Here is a 17984-nt window from a genome sequence, read left to right as displayed (position 1 = left end):
CCGGGCGGGCCGACAGGCTGGCTGGCTTGGCTGAGTGATTGCCTGCGTGCCTGATTGATTGCCTGCTCGGTTGCCTGTCTGCGTGCGTGCGGGCCTGCCTGCGTGCTTGCCTGCTTGCCGGGTCAGGCCAACGCCTTGGCCCTGGCAGGCAATGCGGGCAGGCAGCCCAATCCGCGCAAGGTCGCCTCCACGGCATCATCCAGCGGCGTCAGCGGTTCCGCGCCCAGCAGCTCAACCAGCCGCGCATTGTCCATGCGCAGCGGCTGGCGCCACAGATACCGCATTTCCATCAACTCGCGCAGCGTCGGCACGAACGGTGCCGCCAGCCGCAGCAGCCACCACGGAAACGCCCCCACCCGTGGCTGGGCGCCATGACGCCCAGCCACCCGCAGGATCGCGGCGGCCATCTGCGTGCCATCCGCATCCCAATGCCCCGCCATATGGAACGCCGCGAACGTCGCCAACCCATCGCGTCGCCCCAATACCTGCACCAGCGTGCGCGCCACGTCCGGCAGGTAGTTCCATTGATGCCCCACGTCACGCGCGCCCGGCGTCTGCACCACGCTCACCGGCCGCCCGGGCTTGACCAGCGCTTGCGAGAACCAGTTGTTGCCGGCGCGCGGCCCGAAAAAATCGCCCGCCCGCAGCACGATCACACGCGCGCCACGGCCGCTGGCCACCTGCAGGCGATGTTCCAATTCCACCCGGATCGCCCCCTTGCGGGTCTGCGGATGCTGCGGCGAGGTTTCCGTCAGCACCGGAAAAGCATCCGGCCCGTAGTTGTAGATCGTGCCCGGCAGCACGATGGTGGCGCCCTGCGCCTGCGCCACCGCAATCGTGTTGTCGATCATCGGCAGCACCAGTTCGCCCCAACGGCGGTAGCCCGGCGGATTCACGGCATGCACGATCACCTCGCACCCCATCGCCGCCCGCGCCACGTCCTGCCGGTTCATCGCGTCGCCGCGCAACCAGGTGATGCCGTCCAGCTGCGCCGTTTCCGTCGCCAGCCCTCGCGCCAGGGCGCGCACGCCCCAACCGGCATCGCGCAGCTGCCGCGCCGTCTCCCCACCCACCCCGCCGGTGGCGCCCAATACCAGCGCCGTGCCGGGCTGCTGCGCCTGAATCATCGTTGCCATGCTCATGGTCTTGCTCCTGTCGTCCCATGGCAAACATTCTGGCGCCGCGCCCTCAATAAATAAATTGCTGAACCTGGCGGTGCAGCTATACATTTATGCATGACCAACACGATCGGCTGGGAACTCTACCGCAGCTTTCTCGCCGTCCTGGCCGAAGGCTCGCTGTCCGGCGCCGCGCGCGCCCTGGGCATCACCCAGCCCACGGTGGGCCGCCACATCGCCGCCCTGGAAAGCGCCCTGGGCCAGGTGCTGTTCACCCGGTCGCAAACCGGCCTGCTCGCCACCGACGCCGCCCTGTCGCTGCGCGGCTACGCCGAAGCCATGCAGAGCAACGCCGCCGCGCTGGAACGCGCCGCGTCCGGCCACGGCCCAGGCATCACCGGCACCGTCCGCATCTCGGCCAGCGAAGTCATCGGCATCGAAGTGCTGCCGCCGGTCCTGGCGCAACTGCGACGCGATCATCCCGGCCTGACCCTTGAACTGGCGCCCACCAACCGCGTGCAGAACCTGCTGCTGCGCGAAGCCGACATCGCCGTGCGCATGGCCCCACCCCAGCAGGAACAGCTGATCGCCCGCTCGGTCGGCGCCGTCGACCTCGGCCTGTTCGCTCGCAAAGACTACCTGCGCCGCCATGGCACTCCGGCCAAGCCCGCCGACCTGGCCGGCCACACCCTGATCGGCTACGACGCCTTGACGCCCTTCCTGCGCGAAGCCGGCAAGCGTTTCCCCATTCCCTGGCACCGGGACACCTTTGCCCTGCGCGCCGACAGCGACCTGGCGCAACTGGCCCTGATCCGCGCCGGTGCCGGCATTGGCATCTGCCAGGCTGCGCTGGCCCGGCGCGACAAGACCCTGGTGCGCGTTCTGCCGCAGCAAGCCGCCTTTTCCCTGGCAACGTGGATCACCATGCACGAAGACCTGCGCGCCAGTCCGCGCTGCAAGGTGGTGTTCGATGCGCTGGTGGCCTGCTTGCTGGCGCATAACGGTGCGGCGTCGGGCTGACCGCAGTTGTCGTCGGCGTGCCCGCCCGTCTCTGCGGCCGCAATGCCGGAATGAGGCGAGTGGCACCTGCCCCCAAGGCACCCATCTCAGACTGATGCGACATCACCGCCCAGCGAAATAGGACTGATCGGATATACTGTTTATTCATACAGTATCTAGACCGCACGGGAGGCCCGACCATGACCAGTCTGATCAACACCCCGCCCCCACGCAGCATCTGGCTCAGCGCCTTCCCGCGCCTGGCTGGCGTGAAAAATGGCGACTACCTGCCGCTGGGCCGCCTGCAAGAGGCCACCGGCGTGGAAAGCGGCCCCAAGCTGCGCGACGTCCTGGCCGCCGCCGAACGCGAAGGCCTGCTCCTTATCGACCGCGGTGCCACGCCCGCCAGCTACCGCGCCACCTACGCGCTGGAACGCCAGGTCACCCTGTTCGCGGCCGATTGAGCCGCCGTGGCCACGTCCGACGCCTCGACCGATAGAGTGCTAACGATCACTTGCAATGCTGTTACATCCGGGGAAATAGAATCCTCGGGAATGCAAGACAAGGAGAAGACCATGCAAGAAGAAACCACCAAGCCCGAACCCACCCGCCGCCGCTGGCCGTTCGGCTACGGCCAGGAAGCCAAGATCGGCTGTTGAATCCGCCCTTGGCGGACATACCGTAGCACGCGCCTGGCATCCACAGCCGGGCCGACCTTATCCATCCTCACCCGCCGTTAGCGACTGAGCGGGTTGCTGGAACCTCAATGGCTTGCGGTGCCATTCCCTGCCCTGTTTCGACGTGTGCAATCCCGCTGCGGTGACCCCGGACGCGAGCTCGCCCTACAAGCGAGCGTCTTTGCAGTCTGCACGAACGGTTTTGATTAATCTGCCTGGGTTGAATCAGAAAACGGAACGGCAGTGAAGCAGAATGAACTGACATCAAAGGACTCGTCACGCACATCCATCCAGGGTGGTCGCGGATCCTCGTTTGGCTCTGGGGGCCACGGCGGCGATAATGCGCGAATGAATCGCCTGGCACACCTTGAAAAACGCGTAGATGTCATCGACGGCCGGCTGGGTCGGATCGAGAAGGACGTCGACACCCTCAAAGGCGACGTCATTGCCGTCAAGACCACGCTCGCGAGCATTGACGCGAAGCTGGATATCGGAAGCATCCGCGCATCCGTCGAGAGGGCCCACACCGACATCTACAAGTGGATCGTGAGCATCATCGCGGTGATCGGCGCCATTTACTTCGGTCTGCAACGCATGCCGCCGGCGGCTGCTCCGTGGGTCTATTCGTATCCGCCCTCTCAGCCGCAGGCGATGCCAGCCCCTCTCGCCCCCGTCACGCCACCGCCTTCTCCGTAAAGCAGGGTCACTGGCTCGCTGTTGCCCCCCACAATCCCGCCCTTCCCGCTGACCGCCACTTTTCGTTCACCCCGTCTCACGGGCCATGAACTGCCCGCCACATCCCCCGCCCCGGCCCGATACAATCACGGGCATGAATTCCGCAACACAACACTCCGCCGCCGACGCCCACGCGGGCCACACCCCCATGATGCAGCAATACCTCCGACTCAAGTCGGAGGCTGGTCCGTTGCTGCTGTTCTACCGCATGGGCGACTTCTATGAAATGTTCTATGAAGACGCCGAGCGCGGCGCGCGGCTGCTCAACCTGACGCTGACCAAGCGGGGTTCGTCCAACGGCACGCCAATCCCGATGGCCGGGCTGCCGGTGCACGCAATGGAGCAATACTTGGCGCGGTTGGTAGCGGCAGGTGAATCGGTCGCCATCTGCGAACAGATCGGCGATCCGGCCACCTCGAAAGGCCCCGTCGAGCGCCGCATCGTGCGCATCGTCACGCCCGGCACGCTGACCGACGACGCGCTGCTGCCGGCCAAGGCCGATCGCGCACTGGCGGCAGTCTTCGTGTCCGGCAACACGCGCGCGCCGCGGGCCGGGCTGGCGTGGCTGAACCTGGCCAGCGGTGATTTCCGCGTGACCGAATGCGCGCCGGCGCAGCTGGAATCCGAGCTGCATCGCATCGCCCCGGCCGAGATCGTGTGCGCGGACAGCGCGGAATTCGATTTCCCGTTCGAGGGCGCCCGTTCGCGCGTGCCGGACTGGCATTTCGAAAGCGATGGCGCGCGCGCGCATCTGCTGGCGCACTTCAAGACCGACACGCTGGCCGGCTTCGACATCGAAGACATGCCCGCGGGCATCTGCGCAGCCGGCGCACTGCTGCGCTACGCGGCCCGCACGCAATCGCAGGCGCTGGCGCACGTGCAGAGCCTGTCGGCCGAACGGCCCGGCCAATTCGTGCTGCTGGACCCGGTGACGCGCCGCAACCTGGAACTGACGCAGACCCTGTCCGGCGAAGACGCGCCTACGCTGTTCTCGCTGCTGGACGGCTGCCGCACGCCGATGGGCAGCCGGTTGCTGCGCCGCTGGCTGCATCATCCGCTGCGCGAAAACGAGCAAGCCCACGCCCGCCAGCAAGCCATCTCGGCGCTGCTGGCCGGCCGCATGGACGTCGAGCAGACCTTCGGCTCGGCCGGGCTGCTGGAAGGCCTGCGCAGTGCGTTGAACGCGTTTCCCGATATCGAACGCATCGCCGCACGGCTGGCGCTGCGTTCGGTGCGTCCGCGCGAACTGGCCAGCCTGCGCGATGCGCTGCAAGCCCTGCCGGCGCTGCGCGACCTGGTCGAGCCCATGGCCGATTCCCCACGCCTGGGCCAGCTGATCTCGCACCTGTCGGTCGATCCGGCGCTGGCCGCCCTGCTGGTGCGCGCCATTGCCGCCGAGCCCGCGGTCGCCATCCGCGACGGCGGCGTGCTGGCCACGGGCTTTGATCCCGAACTCGATGAACTGCGGGCGCTGGCCGCCGACGGCGGCGACTTCCTGGTGCAACTGGAAGCGCGCGAACGCGAACGCACCGGCATCAGCAACCTGCGCGTGGAATTCAACCGCGTGCATGGCTTCTATATCGAAGTCACCAAGGGCCAGACGGCCAAGGTGCCGGAAGACTACCGCCGCCGCCAGACGCTCAAGAACGCCGAACGCTACATCACCCCGGAACTCAAGACCTGGGAAGACAAGGTACTGTCGGCACAAGACCGCTCGCTGGCTCGCGAAAAGTGGCTGTTCGAACAATTGCTGGATGTGCTGGCCGAACACGTACGCCCGCTGTCCGACTGCGCGGGCGCCCTGGCCGAACTGGACACGCTGGCCGCACTGGCCGACCATGCGCGCCGCCACGATTGGATCGCACCCGAACTGTCCGAGCAGGCCGACATCGACATCGATGCGGGCCGCCATCCGGTGGTGGAAAACGCCATCGAACGCTTCACGCCCAACGGCTGCCGGCTCGACCCGGCGCGCCGCATGCTGCTGATCACCGGCCCGAACATGGGCGGTAAATCGACCTACATGCGGCAGGTGGCGCTGATCGTATTGCTGGCGCGCATCGGCAGCTTCGTGCCCGCCGCGCGCGCCCGCATCGGCAAGATCGACCGCATCTTCACCCGCATCGGCGCCGCCGACGACCTTGCCGGCGGACGTTCGACCTTCATGATGGAAATGACGGAAGCGGCCGCCATCCTGTCGGCCAGCACGCCCAATAGCCTGGTGCTGATGGACGAGATCGGCCGCGGCACGTCCACCTACGACGGCCTGGCGCTGGCCTGGGCAATTGCCTGCCGCCTGCTGGCGCACAACCGCGCCCTGACGCTGTTCGCCACCCACTACTTCGAACTGACGCGCCTGCCGGCCGAACAGCCCGCCTCGGCCAACGTGCACCTGGCCGCGGCCGAGTCCGCCGGCGGCATCGTATTCCTGCACGAAGTGCGCGAAGGCCCCGCCAGTCGCAGCTACGGGATCCAGGTGGCGCAGCGCGCGGGCGTGCCCGCCGCCGTGATCCGCCAGGCCACCCGCGAACTGGAACGCCTGGAAGCGCAAGGCGCGCCCACGCCGCAGCTGGGCCTGTTCTCGGCCGCTGCCGACGCCGACGCGCAAGCCTACGCCGAGGCCGACCGCGCCGACGCCATCGAGGCCCTGGACGGCCTGCGTGACGAACTCGCCGGCATCGACCCCGACAGCCTGACTCCGCGCGAAGCGCTGGACGCCCTCTACCGCCTGAAAAAGCACCTGCAATGAACCTCGATCATCCCCTGCCGCTGCTGGGCAACCAGAGCCCCAACGACTTCATGCGCCGGTACTGGCAAAAGAAGCCGCTCCTGATCCGCCAGGCCATTCCCGACTTCAAGCCGCCTGTCACCATCGCGGCCATCAAGAAACTGGCCCGCCGCGACGACGTCGAGTCGCGCCTGATCTGGCGCGAGAACGGCGAATGGCAAATGGAAAGCGGCCCCTTCGCCCGCCTGCCGAAAGACAACGAAGGCGACTGGACCCTGCTGGTGCAAAGCGTGGACCTGCACAGCGATGCCGCGGCCGAATTGATGCAGCAGTTCCGCTTCATTCCCGACGCGCGCCTGGATGACGTGATGATCAGCATCGCCAGCCACGGCGGCGGCGTCGGCCCGCACTTCGACAGCTACGACGTGTTCCTGCTGCAAGCGGCCGGTGAACGCGAATGGCGCTACGGGCGCCAGAAAGACCTGTCGCTGGAACCGGGCCTGCCGCTCAAGATCCTGAGCCGCTTCGAGCCCGAAGCGCAAGCCGTGCTGGCCCCCGGCGACATGCTGTACCTGCCGCCCCAGGCCGCCCACGACGGCATCGCCGCGGGTGACGGCTGCATGACCATCTCCATCGGTTTTCGCGCCCCCACGCAGGCCACGCTGGCCCGTGGCCTGCTCGAAGCCGCGGCCGACCAGGTCATGGCGCGCGTCGGCCTGCTGGGCGGTCCGTACGGCGAACCGGCACTGCCCGGCCCCAAGCTGTCGGCCGTGTACCGCGACCCGGCCCAGGCCGCCGTCACGACGCCCGCGCAGGTGCCCGACGCGTTGGTCGAGGCCACCCTGGAGACCGTGCAGAAGCTGCGCTTTGACGACGCGTTGGCCTCGCGCTTTCTGGGCTGCTGGCTGACCGAGCCCAGCAACCTCAGCGTTTTCGATGCCCCTGAAGACCTGGACGTGGACCTGGAAGAAGACTGGCCCACTGCCGGCAAGCTGGTGCTGGACCGCCGCAGCCGCATGCTCTACCGCGGCAAGCAGCTGTTCATCAACGGCGAAACCGCCATGACGCCGGCCTCGGCCGCGCTGTGCAAGCTGGCCGACGCCCGCAGCCTGGATTGCGCCGACCCCGCCTGCGCCCGCCTGTCCGACGAAGCCCGCTCGTGCCTGGCCGATTGGCTGGATTCCGGGTGGATCCACTATGTGGCCTCGTAGTATCCAGACACCTATGCGTATCTGTATTGCACAGAACGCAATGAGGTCTGATCGCGGGGTCACATAAGGAAAGACATCACACGTGGCGGAAAGGTTTGTTGCCGTTGGGATGCGACCTTTTTAACTTTCACACTCGCAGGGCTTACGGCTTCCTGTAGCCTGGATTCTGGTTTCCCCTGACGGGGTTTCAAGAGTCGTCATCTACAGGAGTCCAAAAATGATGAGCAAAACCTTGATTATTGCGTCGGTGCTGGCGGTGTCGCTCAGCGCCTGCAACAAGAAGGAAGATGCCCCGGCGCCCGCGAACAACCCCACTCCGGGCGCGAGCACCCCCGCGCCTTCCACCACGCCCCCGGCCACCTCGCCGGCTCCGGCCCCCACGCCCGGCACCACGCCTGGCGGCGGCTCGAACACCCCGGGCGGCTCGACCACGCCCGCATCGTAATTAGAGAAGAACCCCCGCTCTAGGTACGACAAAGCCCCGGCAGCGATGCCGGGGCTTTTGTCTGGGCGGCCGTTCAAGCCCGGCCCGTCATGCACGGATGCCTGTTCGCGCTAGGTGCCCCAGCGCAACACCACCGGATCCAATCGCCTCGCGATGTCGATCAGCTCGGCGCGTGTCTCTGGCCGCAGCGGGGGGAAGGGATGACGGGGCGCCTCGCACGCGATCACGCCTCCCTCCTTCATCAGGGCCTTGGCGGCCAGCAAGCCTGCCTGACGATTCTCGTGGTTTATCAACGGCAACCAACGTTGATACCGCTCGAAAGCCAGGTCCGCATTGCCCTCTTGATGCGCCTCGATGATCGGCCGAATTCCGTCGGGAAAACCTCCGCCTGTCATCGAACCAGTGGCGCCGGCGCCCAGGTCAGCCAGCAACGTAATGGCCTCCTCGCCATCCCACGGCCCTTCCACGGCATCGCCGCCCAATCGGATCAGATCGCGCAGTTTGTTCGCAGCCCCCGGCGTTTCGATCTTGAAATATGACACCTGCTCGATGTCACGCGCCATGTGCGCCAGCAGTTCGGCGCTCAGCGCGGTCCCGCTGGCGGGCGCATCCTGGATCATGATCGGAATCTCGATCGCGTCGGACAAGCGCGAGTAAAACGAAACGATCTGCGATTCCGGCACGCGAAAGGTCGCACCGTGATAAGGCGGCATGACCATCACCATCGCCGCCCCCATGGCCTGGGCCTCGATGCTGCGGCGCGCGCAGATAGCGGTGCTGTAGTGCGAGGTCGTCACAATGACCGGCACCCGGCCGGCCACGTGCTCAAGCACCGTCCGGGTGATGCAATCGCGTTCATCGTCGGCCAGCGAAAACTGCTCGGAGAAATTCGCAAGAATGCACAGGCCGTCCACGCCCGCGTCGATCATGAAATCGACCGCCCGCTTCTGGCTGTGCAGATCCAGTTCGCCCGTCTCGGTGAAGGTCGTGGGCACGACAGGGAAAATGCCCTGGTAGCGCGGGACGCGCCGGGTAAGGTCAGGGGTCATGGGGTGATATCGACAGGGTGGTTGGAAGGGATGGCCGACGGCGATGCCGCCGGGCGCAATGCGGCGCGGACCACGAAGGTCATGGCCACGGCCAGCAACAGCATGGCCGCCAGGAAATACAGCCCGGCCGACAGGCTGCCGGTGGCATCCTTGATCATGCCGACGCCGTAGGGGCCCAGATAGCCGCCCAGGTTGGCCAGCGAGTTGATCATTGCGATGCCCACCGCCGCCCCGGCGCCGGTCAGGAACTCGCCAGGCAACGCCCAGACCACCGCCTGGATCGAGTAGATCGAAAACGCGGTCAGGCAGATGAACAGGAACTGCCAGGCCGGCGACTGCACCCACGCGCTCAACGCCATCGTCGCGGCGGCCACCGCCGACACGATCGCAATGTGCCAGTAGCGTTCGCCCTTGCGGTCCGAGTGGCGTGGCACCAGGCACAGGCCGACCACCGCGAACAGGTATGGCACGGCAGACAGGAAGCCAGTCGCTGCGTCACTGACGCCGAACTGCTTGATGATCGTCGGCAACCACAATGACAGGCCGTAGATGCTCAGCGGAAACGGCAGGAACAGCAGGGCCAGCAGCAACACGCGTTTGTCCTTGAGCGCCTTCAGCGGATTGCCGTGCGGCTTGAGCCCATAGGCGGCCTTGTCCGCGGCCAATTCGCGTTCGATCCAGGCCCGGTCCGACGGCGGCAGCCAGGCGGCGCTCGCGGGCGAATCCGGCAACAGCCGCAACGTGGGCAGGCAGAGCAGCACGGCCGGCAAGCCACTGAGCACGAACAGCAACTGCCAGTTGCTCAGGCCGCCCCAGCCTTGCGTGGACAGCACCAGGCCCGCGATCGGCCCGGTCACGATCAGGGCCACCGGCTGGGCCAGCACCAGGAGACCGATGATGCGCGCCCGATGCCGCATCGGAAACCACTTGGTCAGAAAGTACAGAATGCCCGGGTACAGCCCCGCTTCGGCAGCCCCCAGCAGGAAGCGCAGCACGTAGAAGCTGGTCGCGCCGGCCGTCAAGGCCATGGCCATCGTGATCACGCCCCAGGTGAACAGGATGCGCGCGAACCAGCGGCGTGCGCCAAAGCGCTCCAGCGCCAGGTTGCTGGGCACCTCGAACAGGAAGTACCCGACAAAGAACAGCCCTGCGCCCAGGCCATAGGCGGCGTCGCTGATACCGACGGCCGCATTCATGTGCAGCTTGGCAAACCCTACGACCGACCGGTCGATGTAGGCCACCACGTAGATCAATGCCAGGAAGGGAATCAGGCGGCGCGTCAGCATGCGGATGATGCGCGCTTCATCAAGCGGATTGGCGTTCCGGTCGGGCGGCGATCCCGTGCTTGCGCGCACGGGGCTTCTGACTTCGGTCATGAGTCTGTCTCCATGGTTTTTGGAAAGATCGGGGGTCGTATCGCCCCCGTGGGTGATCCCGGGCCTGTCAGCACCAAAAGGCGCTTCGCGCAGGCCCTAATGCGAGTGGCGCGGCACGGCGTGGCCCCGGCAGCCGACCAGAAAGTCCAGGTCGCAGCCTTCATCCGCTTGCAGCACGTGGTCGACGTACAGCTTGCGATAGCCGCCTTCGGCAGGCGCTTGTTGCGGCCTGATGCCGGCCATGCGGCGCGCGTATTCGGCGTCGCCGATATCCAGATGCAGACGGCCGGTTTCGCAATCGAGTTCGATCCAGTCGCCGTCCCGCACGATCGCCAGCGGGCCGCCGGCAGCGGCCTCGGGCGCCACGTGCAGCACGACGGTGCCGTATGCGGTGCCGCTCATGCGGGCATCCGAGATACGCACCATGTCCTTGACGCCACGCCGCAGCAGCTTGGGCGGCAGCCCCATGTTGCCCACCTCGGCCATGCCCGGATAGCCACGGGGGCCGCAATGCTTGAGCACCAGCACCGAGTCTTCGTCCACATCCAGCGACTCGTCGACGATGCGCGCCTTGTAGTGTTCGAGGTTTTCGAAGACCACCGCACGCCCCCGGTGCCGCAGCAGGCGCGGCGTTGCCGCCGAGGGCTTGAGCACCGCGCCGCGCGGCGCCAGGTTGCCGCGCAGGATGCGAATGCTGCCGTCGGGCAGCAGCGGCTTGTCCAGCGGGCGTATCACTTCGTCGTCGTAGTGAGGGGCATCCTTGACGTTGTCCCACAACGATTTGCCATTCACGGTCAGCGCCTGAGGATGCGGCAGGCGTCCGGCCTCGCCCAGGCGCCGCAACACGGCGGGCAGGCCGCCGGCGTAATAGAACTCTTCCATCAGGAAGCGCCCCGAGGGCATCAGGTCGACGATCGTCGGCGTATCGCGGCCGACGGCGGTCCAATCTTCCAACTCCAACGGCACGCCGATGCGGCCGGCGATGGCCTTCAGATGGATGACGGCATTGGTCGACCCACCTATCGCCGCGTTCGTGCGGATAGCGTTCTCGAACGCCTCGCGGGTCAGCACCTTGGACAGCGACAGCCCCTGCCTGGCCATTTCGACGATACGAATGCCGGACATATGGGCCAACACATAGCGGCGCGCATCCACCGCGGGAATCGCGGCGTTGTGCGGCAGTGAGACTCCCAGCGCCTCGGCCATGCAGGCCATGGTCGAGGCCGTCCCCATGGTGTTGCAGGTGCCGGCCGACCGCGACATGCCTGCCTCGGCCGACAGGAACTGGTGCAGGTCGATGTCGCCGGCCTTGAGCGACTCGTGCAACTGCCAGACCGCCGTGCCCGACCCGATATCCTTGCCGTCCAGCTTGCCATTGAGCATCGGCCCGCCCGACACCAGGATGGCCGGCACATCGCAACTGGCCGCGCCCATCAGCAGCGCAGGCGTGGTCTTGTCGCATCCCGCCAATAACACGACGGCATCGATGGGATTGCCGCGAATCGCCTCTTCCACGTCCATCGCAGCCAGGTTGCGCGTCAGCATCGCGGTCGGCCGAAGGTTGGATTCGCCGTTCGAGAACACCGGGAATTCGACTGGAAAGCCACCGGCCTCGTACACGCCTCGCTTGACGTGTTCCGCCAGCTTGCGAAAGTGCGCATTGCAGGGCGTCAGCTCGGACCAGGTATTACAGATGCCGATGATCGGGCGGCCATCGAACTCGTGATTGGGAATGCCCTGGTTCTTCATCCAGCTGCGGTACATGAAGCCATTCTTGTCCGCCGTGCCGAACCAGGCCGTCGAACGCAACCTCGGGGTCGCGTTCGGCGTGGCTTCTTCGGCTTGGGCGTCATCGGCCGCGGGGTCGGGATGGGATGCGGTGAGGTCCGCCATGCATGTCTCCAAGCGTTGTCGTTATGTCTGCGGGCCAGTGTAGGAAGATTGCTGCTACTCTTCTAATGAAGTCTTGGCCGGAAGCCATATCGATTCAGGCATCAGTGCTAACCCCTATCCCGCATGCATAACGCCGCTATCCGAGCCAGCCACACCCGTCTGAAAACACGCCAGTTGCTGCTGCTGGTGGCGTTGGCCGACGAAGGCAGCATCCACCGCGCGGCCGACCGTCTGGCCATGACGCAGCCGGCGGCATCCAAATTGCTGCGCGAACTTGAAGACCTGCTCGACGCACCGTTATTCCTGCGCCTGGCGCGCGGCATCGAACCCACGCTTTACGGCCAGGCAATGATCCGCCATGCCCGTGCAGCGATCGGCAGCCTGGAGCAGGCGCATACCGAAGTGCAGGCCCTGAAAACAGGACAGATGGGCAGCGTCGCCATCGGCGCCATCACCTCGCCCGGCGTGCGCCTGCTGCCGGCCGCCGTCGCGCTGGCCATGCAGCGCAGTCCGGGCCTGCGGATATCGGTGGAAATCGACAGCAGCAATGTCCTGCTGGAACGCTTGGCGCACGAGAAGCTGGACATCGTGGTCGGCCGACTCTCGCCCGAACACGACAAGACGCAACTGCGCTATGAGCCGCTGGCCGAAGAACCGGTCTGTGCAGCGGTGCGGGTGGGCCATCCCCTGGCCGGCGCAGCCGGCCTGACGCTGGAGCAGGCCGCCGCGTGGACGTGGTTGATTCCGCCCGCGGGCAGCGTGCTGCGCCATCGATTCGAATTGATGTTCCGCCGTGCCAGCCTGCCGCCGCCGGACAAGGTGGTGGAAACCGCGGCGCCGCTATTCCTGACACGCATGCTGGTGCAGTCCGACATGGTGGCCGTGCTGACGCTGGACGTTGCCCAGCACTATGCCCGCTACGGCATGCTCGAGACCCTGCCGCTGGACCTGCCCTGCCACATGGACGACTTCGGCATCATCACCCCGACCGACCGGCTGGCCACGCCAGCAACGGAACGGGTGTTGGAAGCGCTGCGTGAGACGGGCCGCGCCATCTATCACACGCCCTCGGCCGATACCGAGCCATCCGCAGGGCACTGAGCGGCCGCACAAGCCAAAAAAAATCCACCCCGTCGGAGTGGATCTTGCAAGACTGAGTCTGAGATTCAAGGCCCCCGCAGGGGCCTTTGAACCGCGCAGGCGCTGCCTAAGCGCCCGCGGTCGACATCACATCTTGTCTTTCAGCACGCTCAAGAGACGCTGCGCGGTGGCGCTGCTGTCGCGTTCGCCCTTGGCATCCAGCACCGTCACATTGGTCTGGTCGCCGCTGGCGGTCAGGTGGATGCGGTACTGCGGCGCTTCGGCCTTCTTGTCGCTCGAGAAGATGCGGCTGAAGAAGCCCGGCTGGTCGATCTTTTCGCCGGTGTCGGTGTCGAAGTAGCGCACGAAGTAGTCGCCCGCCGAACGGTCGCGGTCGTCCACGGCGAAGCCGCCACCGTCCAGCGCGACGCCGACACGACGCCAGGCGCGGTCGAACGATTCGTTGACGATCAGCAGGGCGCCCTGGGCGCGGACGTCTTGCTGAACCGCGGGCTTTTGCGGCGCGGCTTCGGCCTGCTGCACCAGCTTGCGGGCGTTGTCGACGTCGGAACCCAGGTAGACCATCATGCGCGCCAGCATGGCGGCGTTCAGGCCCGGATCTTCCTTGCCGTTCTGCCACTGCACTTGCGAGCCGTCGCCGCCGACGCGCTTTTCGAGCATCTGGCGGTGGCTGACGTAGACTTCGGTGTGACCGTTGACGCGTTCGACGCGGGTGCGGAATTTCTCGCGCTCGCCGCTGTCCCAGGCCGATTCCAGCACCGCGCCCAGGGCTTGGCGCAGCCAGCTTTCCGGGATCTTGGCGCGGTTTTCCGCCCAGTCGGTTTCGATCAGGCCGGCAGCCGGGTTGTTGCTGGCCACGGTAAAGCCGTTTTCGGTCCAGAAGTCGACCAGGCGCGGGAAGACGTCTTCGGGGGCACGGTCGACGACCAGCCAGCGCAGATCGCCGTCACGCTCGACGCGCATGTCCTGGCGGCCGGGCAGCACGTTGCTGGCCTTGGGGCTGCTGGCTTGCGCCTGGCCTTGTTGCTGGAACTGCGAGTACGTCGTCGAGCCGGAAGCGGGCGCGCGGTAGCGCGGATCGCTGGCGGCCTGGGTCAGGTCAGGCGGAATGCTCAAAGGCTCTCCACGCTGAGTGACGGCGCTCTTGTAGTTGACGGATTCTTCATTGCCCAGGAATTGGTTGACCTCGCTGCAGCCGGCCAACAACACCAGAGACATCAATGCCGACAGACCGGCATGACGCTTGTTCATACGTATCCTCACGATATTTAGAGCAGACCCGTTTCCTGGAGCACACGACGCACCGATTCATGGTGCTGCGCCCCCAGTTCAACCAGCGGAAGCCGGTAGCCCAGTGCGGTGCGGCCCATTTCGGCCAACGCCCACTTGACGGGGATAGGATTGGCTTCAACGAACAAAGCCTTGTTCAGACGAGCCAGGTGTGCATTTAGTTCACGCACTTTGGGAACATTGCCCGCCAGTGCGGCCGCGCACAGGTCGCGCATGAGCTTGGGCGCGACGTTGGCGGTAACGGAGATATTGCCGCGGGCGCCCAGCAGGATCAGGGCGGCAGCGGTGGGATCGTCGCCGCTGAAGACCTGGAAGCTGGCAGGCGCTTCGCGCAGCAGCAGGCCGCCGCGGGCGATGTCCCCAGTGGCGTCCTTGATGCCGATGATGCCCGGCACCTGGGCCAGGCGCAGGACCGTTTCGTTGCTCATGTCGGCAACGGTGCGACCCGGCACGTTGTACAGGATGGTGGGCAGGTCGACGGCTTCCGCGATGGTGCGGAAGTGGCGGTACAGGCCTTCTTGCGAGGGCTTGTTGTAGTACGGAACCACGGACAGACCGGCCTGCGCGCCCACTGCCTTGGCGTGGCGGGTCAGGTGGATGGCTTCGTCGGTGGAGTTGGCGCCCACGCCGGCAATGACCGGAATGCGGCCGGCGGCATGTTCAACCGCCACGCGGATGAGTTCCGCGTGTTCTTCCATGGAAACCGTCGGCGACTCCCCGGTGGTGCCCACCACCACGAGTGCGTCGGTGCCTTCCTGGATGTGCCAGTCGATCAACGACCGGTAGGCAGCGTAGTCAAGGCTGCCATCGGGCTGCATCGGGGTGACGAGGGCCACCATGCTGCCCTGGAAATTAACGCCTGCGGCGGTTGCAGGGGATGCCATAAATGAAGGGCTCCAACGCCCCATGGCGGGATGCCTCAGGGCCAGAATCAATGAAACCGCTGAGTTTAACGGATATTGGCCGAAATCCTACAGAAACCACTGAACGATTGTCGTTCCTAACGCCAGGATCGGACGCATCAATATCCATAGCACATCGGTCACCAGCAGCACGACCACGATGACCAGGCCGTAGGGCTCGATTTTCGAGTATTGCCAGGCCAGCCGGTTGGGCAGCAGGCTGAAAACGATGCGTCCCCCATCGAGCGGCGGGATGGGCAGCAGGTTCAGGGCCATCAGCACCAGGTTGACCTGGACGCCGGCCATGGCCATTTCGTACCAGAAGGTTTCCTGCATGCCGGATTCGAGGAACAGGCGCAGCGAAAACACCCACAGGATGGCCATGAGCAGATTGGCGGCCGGGCCGGCCAGCGCCACCCATAGCATGTCTTTCTTGGGCCGGCGCAGGCGGCCGAAATCCACCGGCACGGGCTTGGCCCAGCCAAACAGCATGCCGGGGCTGCCCATGAGCTTGGACATCAGCAGAATCACGACCGGCACCAGCAGCGTGCCGACGGGGTCGATGTGACGCGCCGGGTTCAGGCTGACGCGGCCGGCCTGATACGCGGTGGGGTCGCCGAACATGCGCGCGACATAGCCGTGGGCCGCCTCGTGCAGCGTGATGGCGAAGATGACCGGTATCGCGTAGACCGCGATGGTTTGGATGATGTCGTTCATGGCGAACCGGATTGTAGAGGAGCCGCATGACGACATGCGCCGCAGCGCAGGCATCGCCTGACGCGCGCCGGGCGCGCCCGCGCCCGGCGGTGGAGCATGGCAGGCGGATTCAGGCCAGACCCTGCGTGGAAGGATCGCCGCGGCCCACGCGCACCACGACCGGCTCTTCGCTGGTGAGATCGATGACGGTGGTGGGCGAATGCGGGCAGGCGCCGGCATCGATGATGGCGGCCAGTTGGTGGTCGTAGCGCTCGCGGATGGCTTCGGCGTCGTTCAGCGCTTCGGTTTCATCCTTGGGGATCAGCGTGGTGGACAAGAGCGGCGCGCCCACCTGTTCGAGCAGCCCGAGCATGACGGCGTGGTCGGGCACGCGGATGCCGATGGTCTTGCGCGAGGGATGCGAGACGCGGCGCGGCACTTCCTTGGTGGCTTCGAGGATGAAGGTCCAGGGGCCGGGCGTGGCAGCCTTGAGCAAGCGGTACTGGCGGTTGTCGACGCGGGCGAAATGACCGATTTCGGCCAGGTCGCGGCACAGCAGCGTGAGGTGATGCCGTTCGTCCAGGCCACGCAGGCGGCGCAGGCCGTCGGCGGCGTTCTTGTCGTCCAGGCGCGCGACCACCGCGTAGCTGGAGTCGGTGGGCACCGCCACCAGGCCCCCGTCGGTCAGCCATTGGGCGGCCTGCTTGAGCAGGCGCGGTTGGGGATTCGCGGGGTGGATATCTAAATGAAGGGCCATGGGATTATCCTAACACTCTTGAAGGCCGCCCAGCCAATGGCGGCGATGCAACACATGGCGGTCCATCCGGCCCGCCCGGAGACACAGTATGCGCCTTGATGATTCCCGCGAAAGCGACAATGTGGAAGACCGCCGCGCCAGCGGCCCGCGCATCGGCGGACGCGGCACCATCGGCATCGGCACCATCGTGCTGGCGTTGGTGGCCATGTACTTTGGCGTGGATCCCAACGTGGTGCTGCAGATGGCCGAAGGGCCGCCCACGCAGCAGCAGGCGCCGGCCACCAAGCCGCCCGCCAACGACCCGCAGGCGCGCTTCGTCTCGAAGGTGCTGGGCGAAACCGAAGACACCTGGAGCGCCATCTTCCAGAAAGACCTGAACCGCCAGTACGTGGCGCCCAAGCTGGTGCTGTTTCGCGGCGCCACGCCCACGGCCTGCGGCACCGGGCAGGCCGCGATGGGGCCGTTCTACTGCCCGGCCGACAGCAAGGTGTACATCGACCTGGCGTTCTTCGATGAATTGCAGAACCGCTTCAAGGCGCCTGGCGATTTCGCGCAGGCCTACGTGATTGCCCACGAAGTCGGCCATCACGTGCAGCATCTGCTGGGCATATCAGACCAGGTCGACAACCTGCGCCGCCGCAATCCGTCGCAGGCCAACGCCTTGTCGGTGCGCCTCGAACTGCAGGCCGATTGCTTTGCCGGGCTGTGGGCGCAGCGGGCCAACGCGGCGCGCAACATCCTGGAAGGCGGCGACGTCGAAGAAGCGCTGGCCGCGGCCACCGCAATCGGCGACGACCGCCTGCAAAAGCAAAGCCAGGGCTACGTGGTGCCGGACGCCTTCACGCATGGTTCGTCGGCCCAGCGCGTGCGCTGGTTCAAGCGCGGCCTGGAAAGCGGCAACCTGAAGCAATGCGACACGTTCGCGGCCAGCTCGCTGTAGCCGCGCGCAGCGCCGACGATCCCCGTCGCGCGGCGCGGCGCCGGGTCGCGTCCGGCGCCGCAGGCTG

The 17984-nt window shown here is 66.3% G+C and carries 16 protein-coding genes; 8 read left to right on the top strand and 8 right to left on the bottom strand.

Annotation, left to right across the window (positions count from 1 at the left end):
- Nucleotides 1–122 precede the first annotated feature (122 nt).
- Nucleotides 123–1142: an NAD-dependent epimerase/dehydratase family protein gene (locus AC6LJ2_RS01855; RefSeq protein ID WP_498150619.1), complete on the bottom strand. Its 1020-nt coding sequence runs from the start codon at nucleotides 1140–1142 to the stop codon at nucleotides 123–125.
- A 93-nt stretch (nucleotides 1143–1235) separates the two neighbouring features.
- Here AC6LJ2_RS01855 and AC6LJ2_RS01850 point away from each other — a divergent pair, with 93 nt between their 5' ends.
- The 6 genes from AC6LJ2_RS01850 (at nucleotide 1236) to AC6LJ2_RS01825 (ending at nucleotide 7913) form a co-directional block, all read left to right on the top strand.
- Entirely contained in the window at nucleotides 1236–2138 is a 903-nt protein-coding gene (locus AC6LJ2_RS01850) for a LysR family transcriptional regulator (protein WP_445657122.1), read from the top strand.
- Between the two features lie 179 nt (nucleotides 2139–2317).
- On the top strand, nucleotides 2318–2581 hold the full coding sequence (locus tag AC6LJ2_RS01845) for a hypothetical protein (RefSeq protein WP_263912128.1): 264 nt from the start codon (nucleotides 2318–2320) through the stop codon (nucleotides 2579–2581).
- Nucleotides 2582–3037: 456 nt separating this feature from the next.
- Nucleotides 3038–3490 (top strand): hypothetical protein, encoded by a 453-nt coding sequence (locus AC6LJ2_RS01840; RefSeq protein ID WP_498150618.1) that lies wholly within the window; start codon nucleotides 3038–3040, stop codon nucleotides 3488–3490.
- Nucleotides 3491–3623: 133 nt separating this feature from the next.
- Complete coding sequence (gene mutS, locus AC6LJ2_RS01835; protein ID WP_498150617.1) at nucleotides 3624–6278, top strand: DNA mismatch repair protein MutS; 2655 nt, start codon at nucleotides 3624–3626, stop codon at nucleotides 6276–6278.
- Nucleotides 6275–7468 carry a ribosomal protein uL16 3-hydroxylase gene (locus tag AC6LJ2_RS01830; RefSeq protein ID WP_498150616.1) on the top strand — a complete coding sequence of 398 codons (1194 nt, stop codon included), beginning with the start codon at nucleotides 6275–6277 and terminating at the stop codon, nucleotides 7466–7468. Before mutS ends, AC6LJ2_RS01830 begins: the two co-directional genes overlap by 4 nt.
- Before the next feature lie 217 nt (nucleotides 7469–7685).
- On the top strand, nucleotides 7686–7913 hold the full coding sequence (locus AC6LJ2_RS01825) for an endopeptidase (RefSeq protein WP_105557453.1): 228 nt from the start codon (nucleotides 7686–7688) through the stop codon (nucleotides 7911–7913).
- Between the two features lie 110 nt (nucleotides 7914–8023).
- Here AC6LJ2_RS01825 and AC6LJ2_RS01820 read toward each other — a convergent pair whose 3' ends face one another.
- From AC6LJ2_RS01820 to AC6LJ2_RS01810, 3 genes are all read right to left on the bottom strand, one after another.
- Entirely contained in the window at nucleotides 8024–8962 is a 939-nt protein-coding gene (locus AC6LJ2_RS01820; RefSeq protein ID WP_263912190.1) for a dihydrodipicolinate synthase family protein, read from the bottom strand.
- Complete coding sequence (locus tag AC6LJ2_RS01815; RefSeq protein WP_498150615.1) at nucleotides 8959–10338, bottom strand: MFS transporter; 1380 nt, start codon at nucleotides 10336–10338, stop codon at nucleotides 8959–8961. Before AC6LJ2_RS01815 ends, AC6LJ2_RS01820 begins: the two co-directional genes overlap by 4 nt.
- Before the next feature lie 96 nt (nucleotides 10339–10434).
- Entirely contained in the window at nucleotides 10435–12231 is a 1797-nt protein-coding gene (locus AC6LJ2_RS01810) for an IlvD/Edd family dehydratase (protein ID WP_498150614.1), read from the bottom strand.
- 123 nt (nucleotides 12232–12354) lie between these two features.
- On the opposite strand from AC6LJ2_RS01810, the gene AC6LJ2_RS01805 reads away from it, so the two are divergent.
- On the top strand, nucleotides 12355–13332 hold the full coding sequence (locus AC6LJ2_RS01805) for a LysR substrate-binding domain-containing protein (RefSeq protein WP_498150613.1): 978 nt from the start codon (nucleotides 12355–12357) through the stop codon (nucleotides 13330–13332).
- Nucleotides 13333–13458: 126 nt separating this feature from the next.
- Here the strand turns inward: AC6LJ2_RS01805 and bamC are convergent, their stop codons facing one another.
- The 4 genes from bamC to AC6LJ2_RS01785 all read right to left on the bottom strand — a co-directional run bounded on the left by bamC (nucleotide 13459) and on the right by AC6LJ2_RS01785 (nucleotide 16977).
- On the bottom strand, nucleotides 13459–14583 hold the full coding sequence (gene bamC / locus AC6LJ2_RS01800; RefSeq protein ID WP_263912193.1) for an NlpB/DapX family lipoprotein: 1125 nt from the start codon (nucleotides 14581–14583) through the stop codon (nucleotides 13459–13461).
- Nucleotides 14584–14600: 17 nt separating this feature from the next.
- Nucleotides 14601–15506 carry a 4-hydroxy-tetrahydrodipicolinate synthase gene (dapA, locus tag AC6LJ2_RS01795; protein WP_025138040.1) on the bottom strand — a complete coding sequence of 302 codons (906 nt, stop codon included), beginning with the start codon at nucleotides 15504–15506 and terminating at the stop codon, nucleotides 14601–14603.
- 87 nt (nucleotides 15507–15593) lie between these two features.
- Entirely contained in the window at nucleotides 15594–16241 is a 648-nt protein-coding gene (locus AC6LJ2_RS01790) for a site-2 protease family protein (protein WP_263912196.1), read from the bottom strand.
- 109 nt (nucleotides 16242–16350) lie between these two features.
- Nucleotides 16351–16977, bottom strand: a complete 627-nt coding sequence (locus tag AC6LJ2_RS01785) for an L-threonylcarbamoyladenylate synthase (protein ID WP_498150612.1) — start codon at nucleotides 16975–16977, stop codon at nucleotides 16351–16353.
- 88 nt (nucleotides 16978–17065) lie between these two features.
- Here AC6LJ2_RS01785 and ypfJ point away from each other — a divergent pair, with 88 nt between their 5' ends.
- Nucleotides 17066–17917 (top strand): KPN_02809 family neutral zinc metallopeptidase, encoded by an 852-nt coding sequence (gene ypfJ, locus AC6LJ2_RS01780; RefSeq protein ID WP_263912198.1) that lies wholly within the window; start codon nucleotides 17066–17068, stop codon nucleotides 17915–17917.
- The last annotated feature ends 67 nt before the right edge of the window (nucleotides 17918–17984 follow it).

Source organism: Achromobacter sp. 1014246743, assembly GCF_059760725.1.
The sequence above is the reverse complement of the archived record's forward strand: the minus strand, read 5'-3'. Positions and strand labels throughout refer to the sequence as shown.

Coding starts and splice junctions, on each gene's coding strand:
- AC6LJ2_RS01855 (WP_498150619.1), bottom strand. CDS start 1,142: ATGAGCATGGCAACGATGATTCAGGCGCAGCAGCCCGGCACGGCGCTG.
- AC6LJ2_RS01850 (WP_445657122.1), top strand. CDS start 1,236: ATGACCAACACGATCGGCTGGGAACTCTACCGCAGCTTTCTCGCCGTC.
- AC6LJ2_RS01845 (WP_263912128.1), top strand. CDS start 2,318: ATGACCAGTCTGATCAACACCCCGCCCCCACGCAGCATCTGGCTCAGC.
- mutS (WP_498150617.1), top strand. CDS start 3,624: ATGAATTCCGCAACACAACACTCCGCCGCCGACGCCCACGCGGGCCAC.
- AC6LJ2_RS01830 (WP_498150616.1), top strand. CDS start 6,275: ATGAACCTCGATCATCCCCTGCCGCTGCTGGGCAACCAGAGCCCCAAC.
- AC6LJ2_RS01825 (WP_105557453.1), top strand. CDS start 7,686: ATGATGAGCAAAACCTTGATTATTGCGTCGGTGCTGGCGGTGTCGCTC.
- AC6LJ2_RS01820 (WP_263912190.1), bottom strand. CDS start 8,962: ATGACCCCTGACCTTACCCGGCGCGTCCCGCGCTACCAGGGCATTTTC.
- AC6LJ2_RS01815 (WP_498150615.1), bottom strand. CDS start 10,338: ATGACCGAAGTCAGAAGCCCCGTGCGCGCAAGCACGGGATCGCCGCCC.
- AC6LJ2_RS01810 (WP_498150614.1), bottom strand. CDS start 12,231: ATGGCGGACCTCACCGCATCCCATCCCGACCCCGCGGCCGATGACGCC.
- AC6LJ2_RS01805 (WP_498150613.1), top strand. CDS start 12,355: ATGCATAACGCCGCTATCCGAGCCAGCCACACCCGTCTGAAAACACGC.
- bamC (WP_263912193.1), bottom strand. CDS start 14,583: ATGAACAAGCGTCATGCCGGTCTGTCGGCATTGATGTCTCTGGTGTTG.
- dapA (WP_025138040.1), bottom strand. CDS start 15,506: ATGGCATCCCCTGCAACCGCCGCAGGCGTTAATTTCCAGGGCAGCATG.
- AC6LJ2_RS01790 (WP_263912196.1), bottom strand. CDS start 16,241: ATGAACGACATCATCCAAACCATCGCGGTCTACGCGATACCGGTCATC.
- AC6LJ2_RS01785 (WP_498150612.1), bottom strand. CDS start 16,977: ATGGCCCTTCATTTAGATATCCACCCCGCGAATCCCCAACCGCGCCTG.
- ypfJ (WP_263912198.1), top strand. CDS start 17,066: ATGCGCCTTGATGATTCCCGCGAAAGCGACAATGTGGAAGACCGCCGC.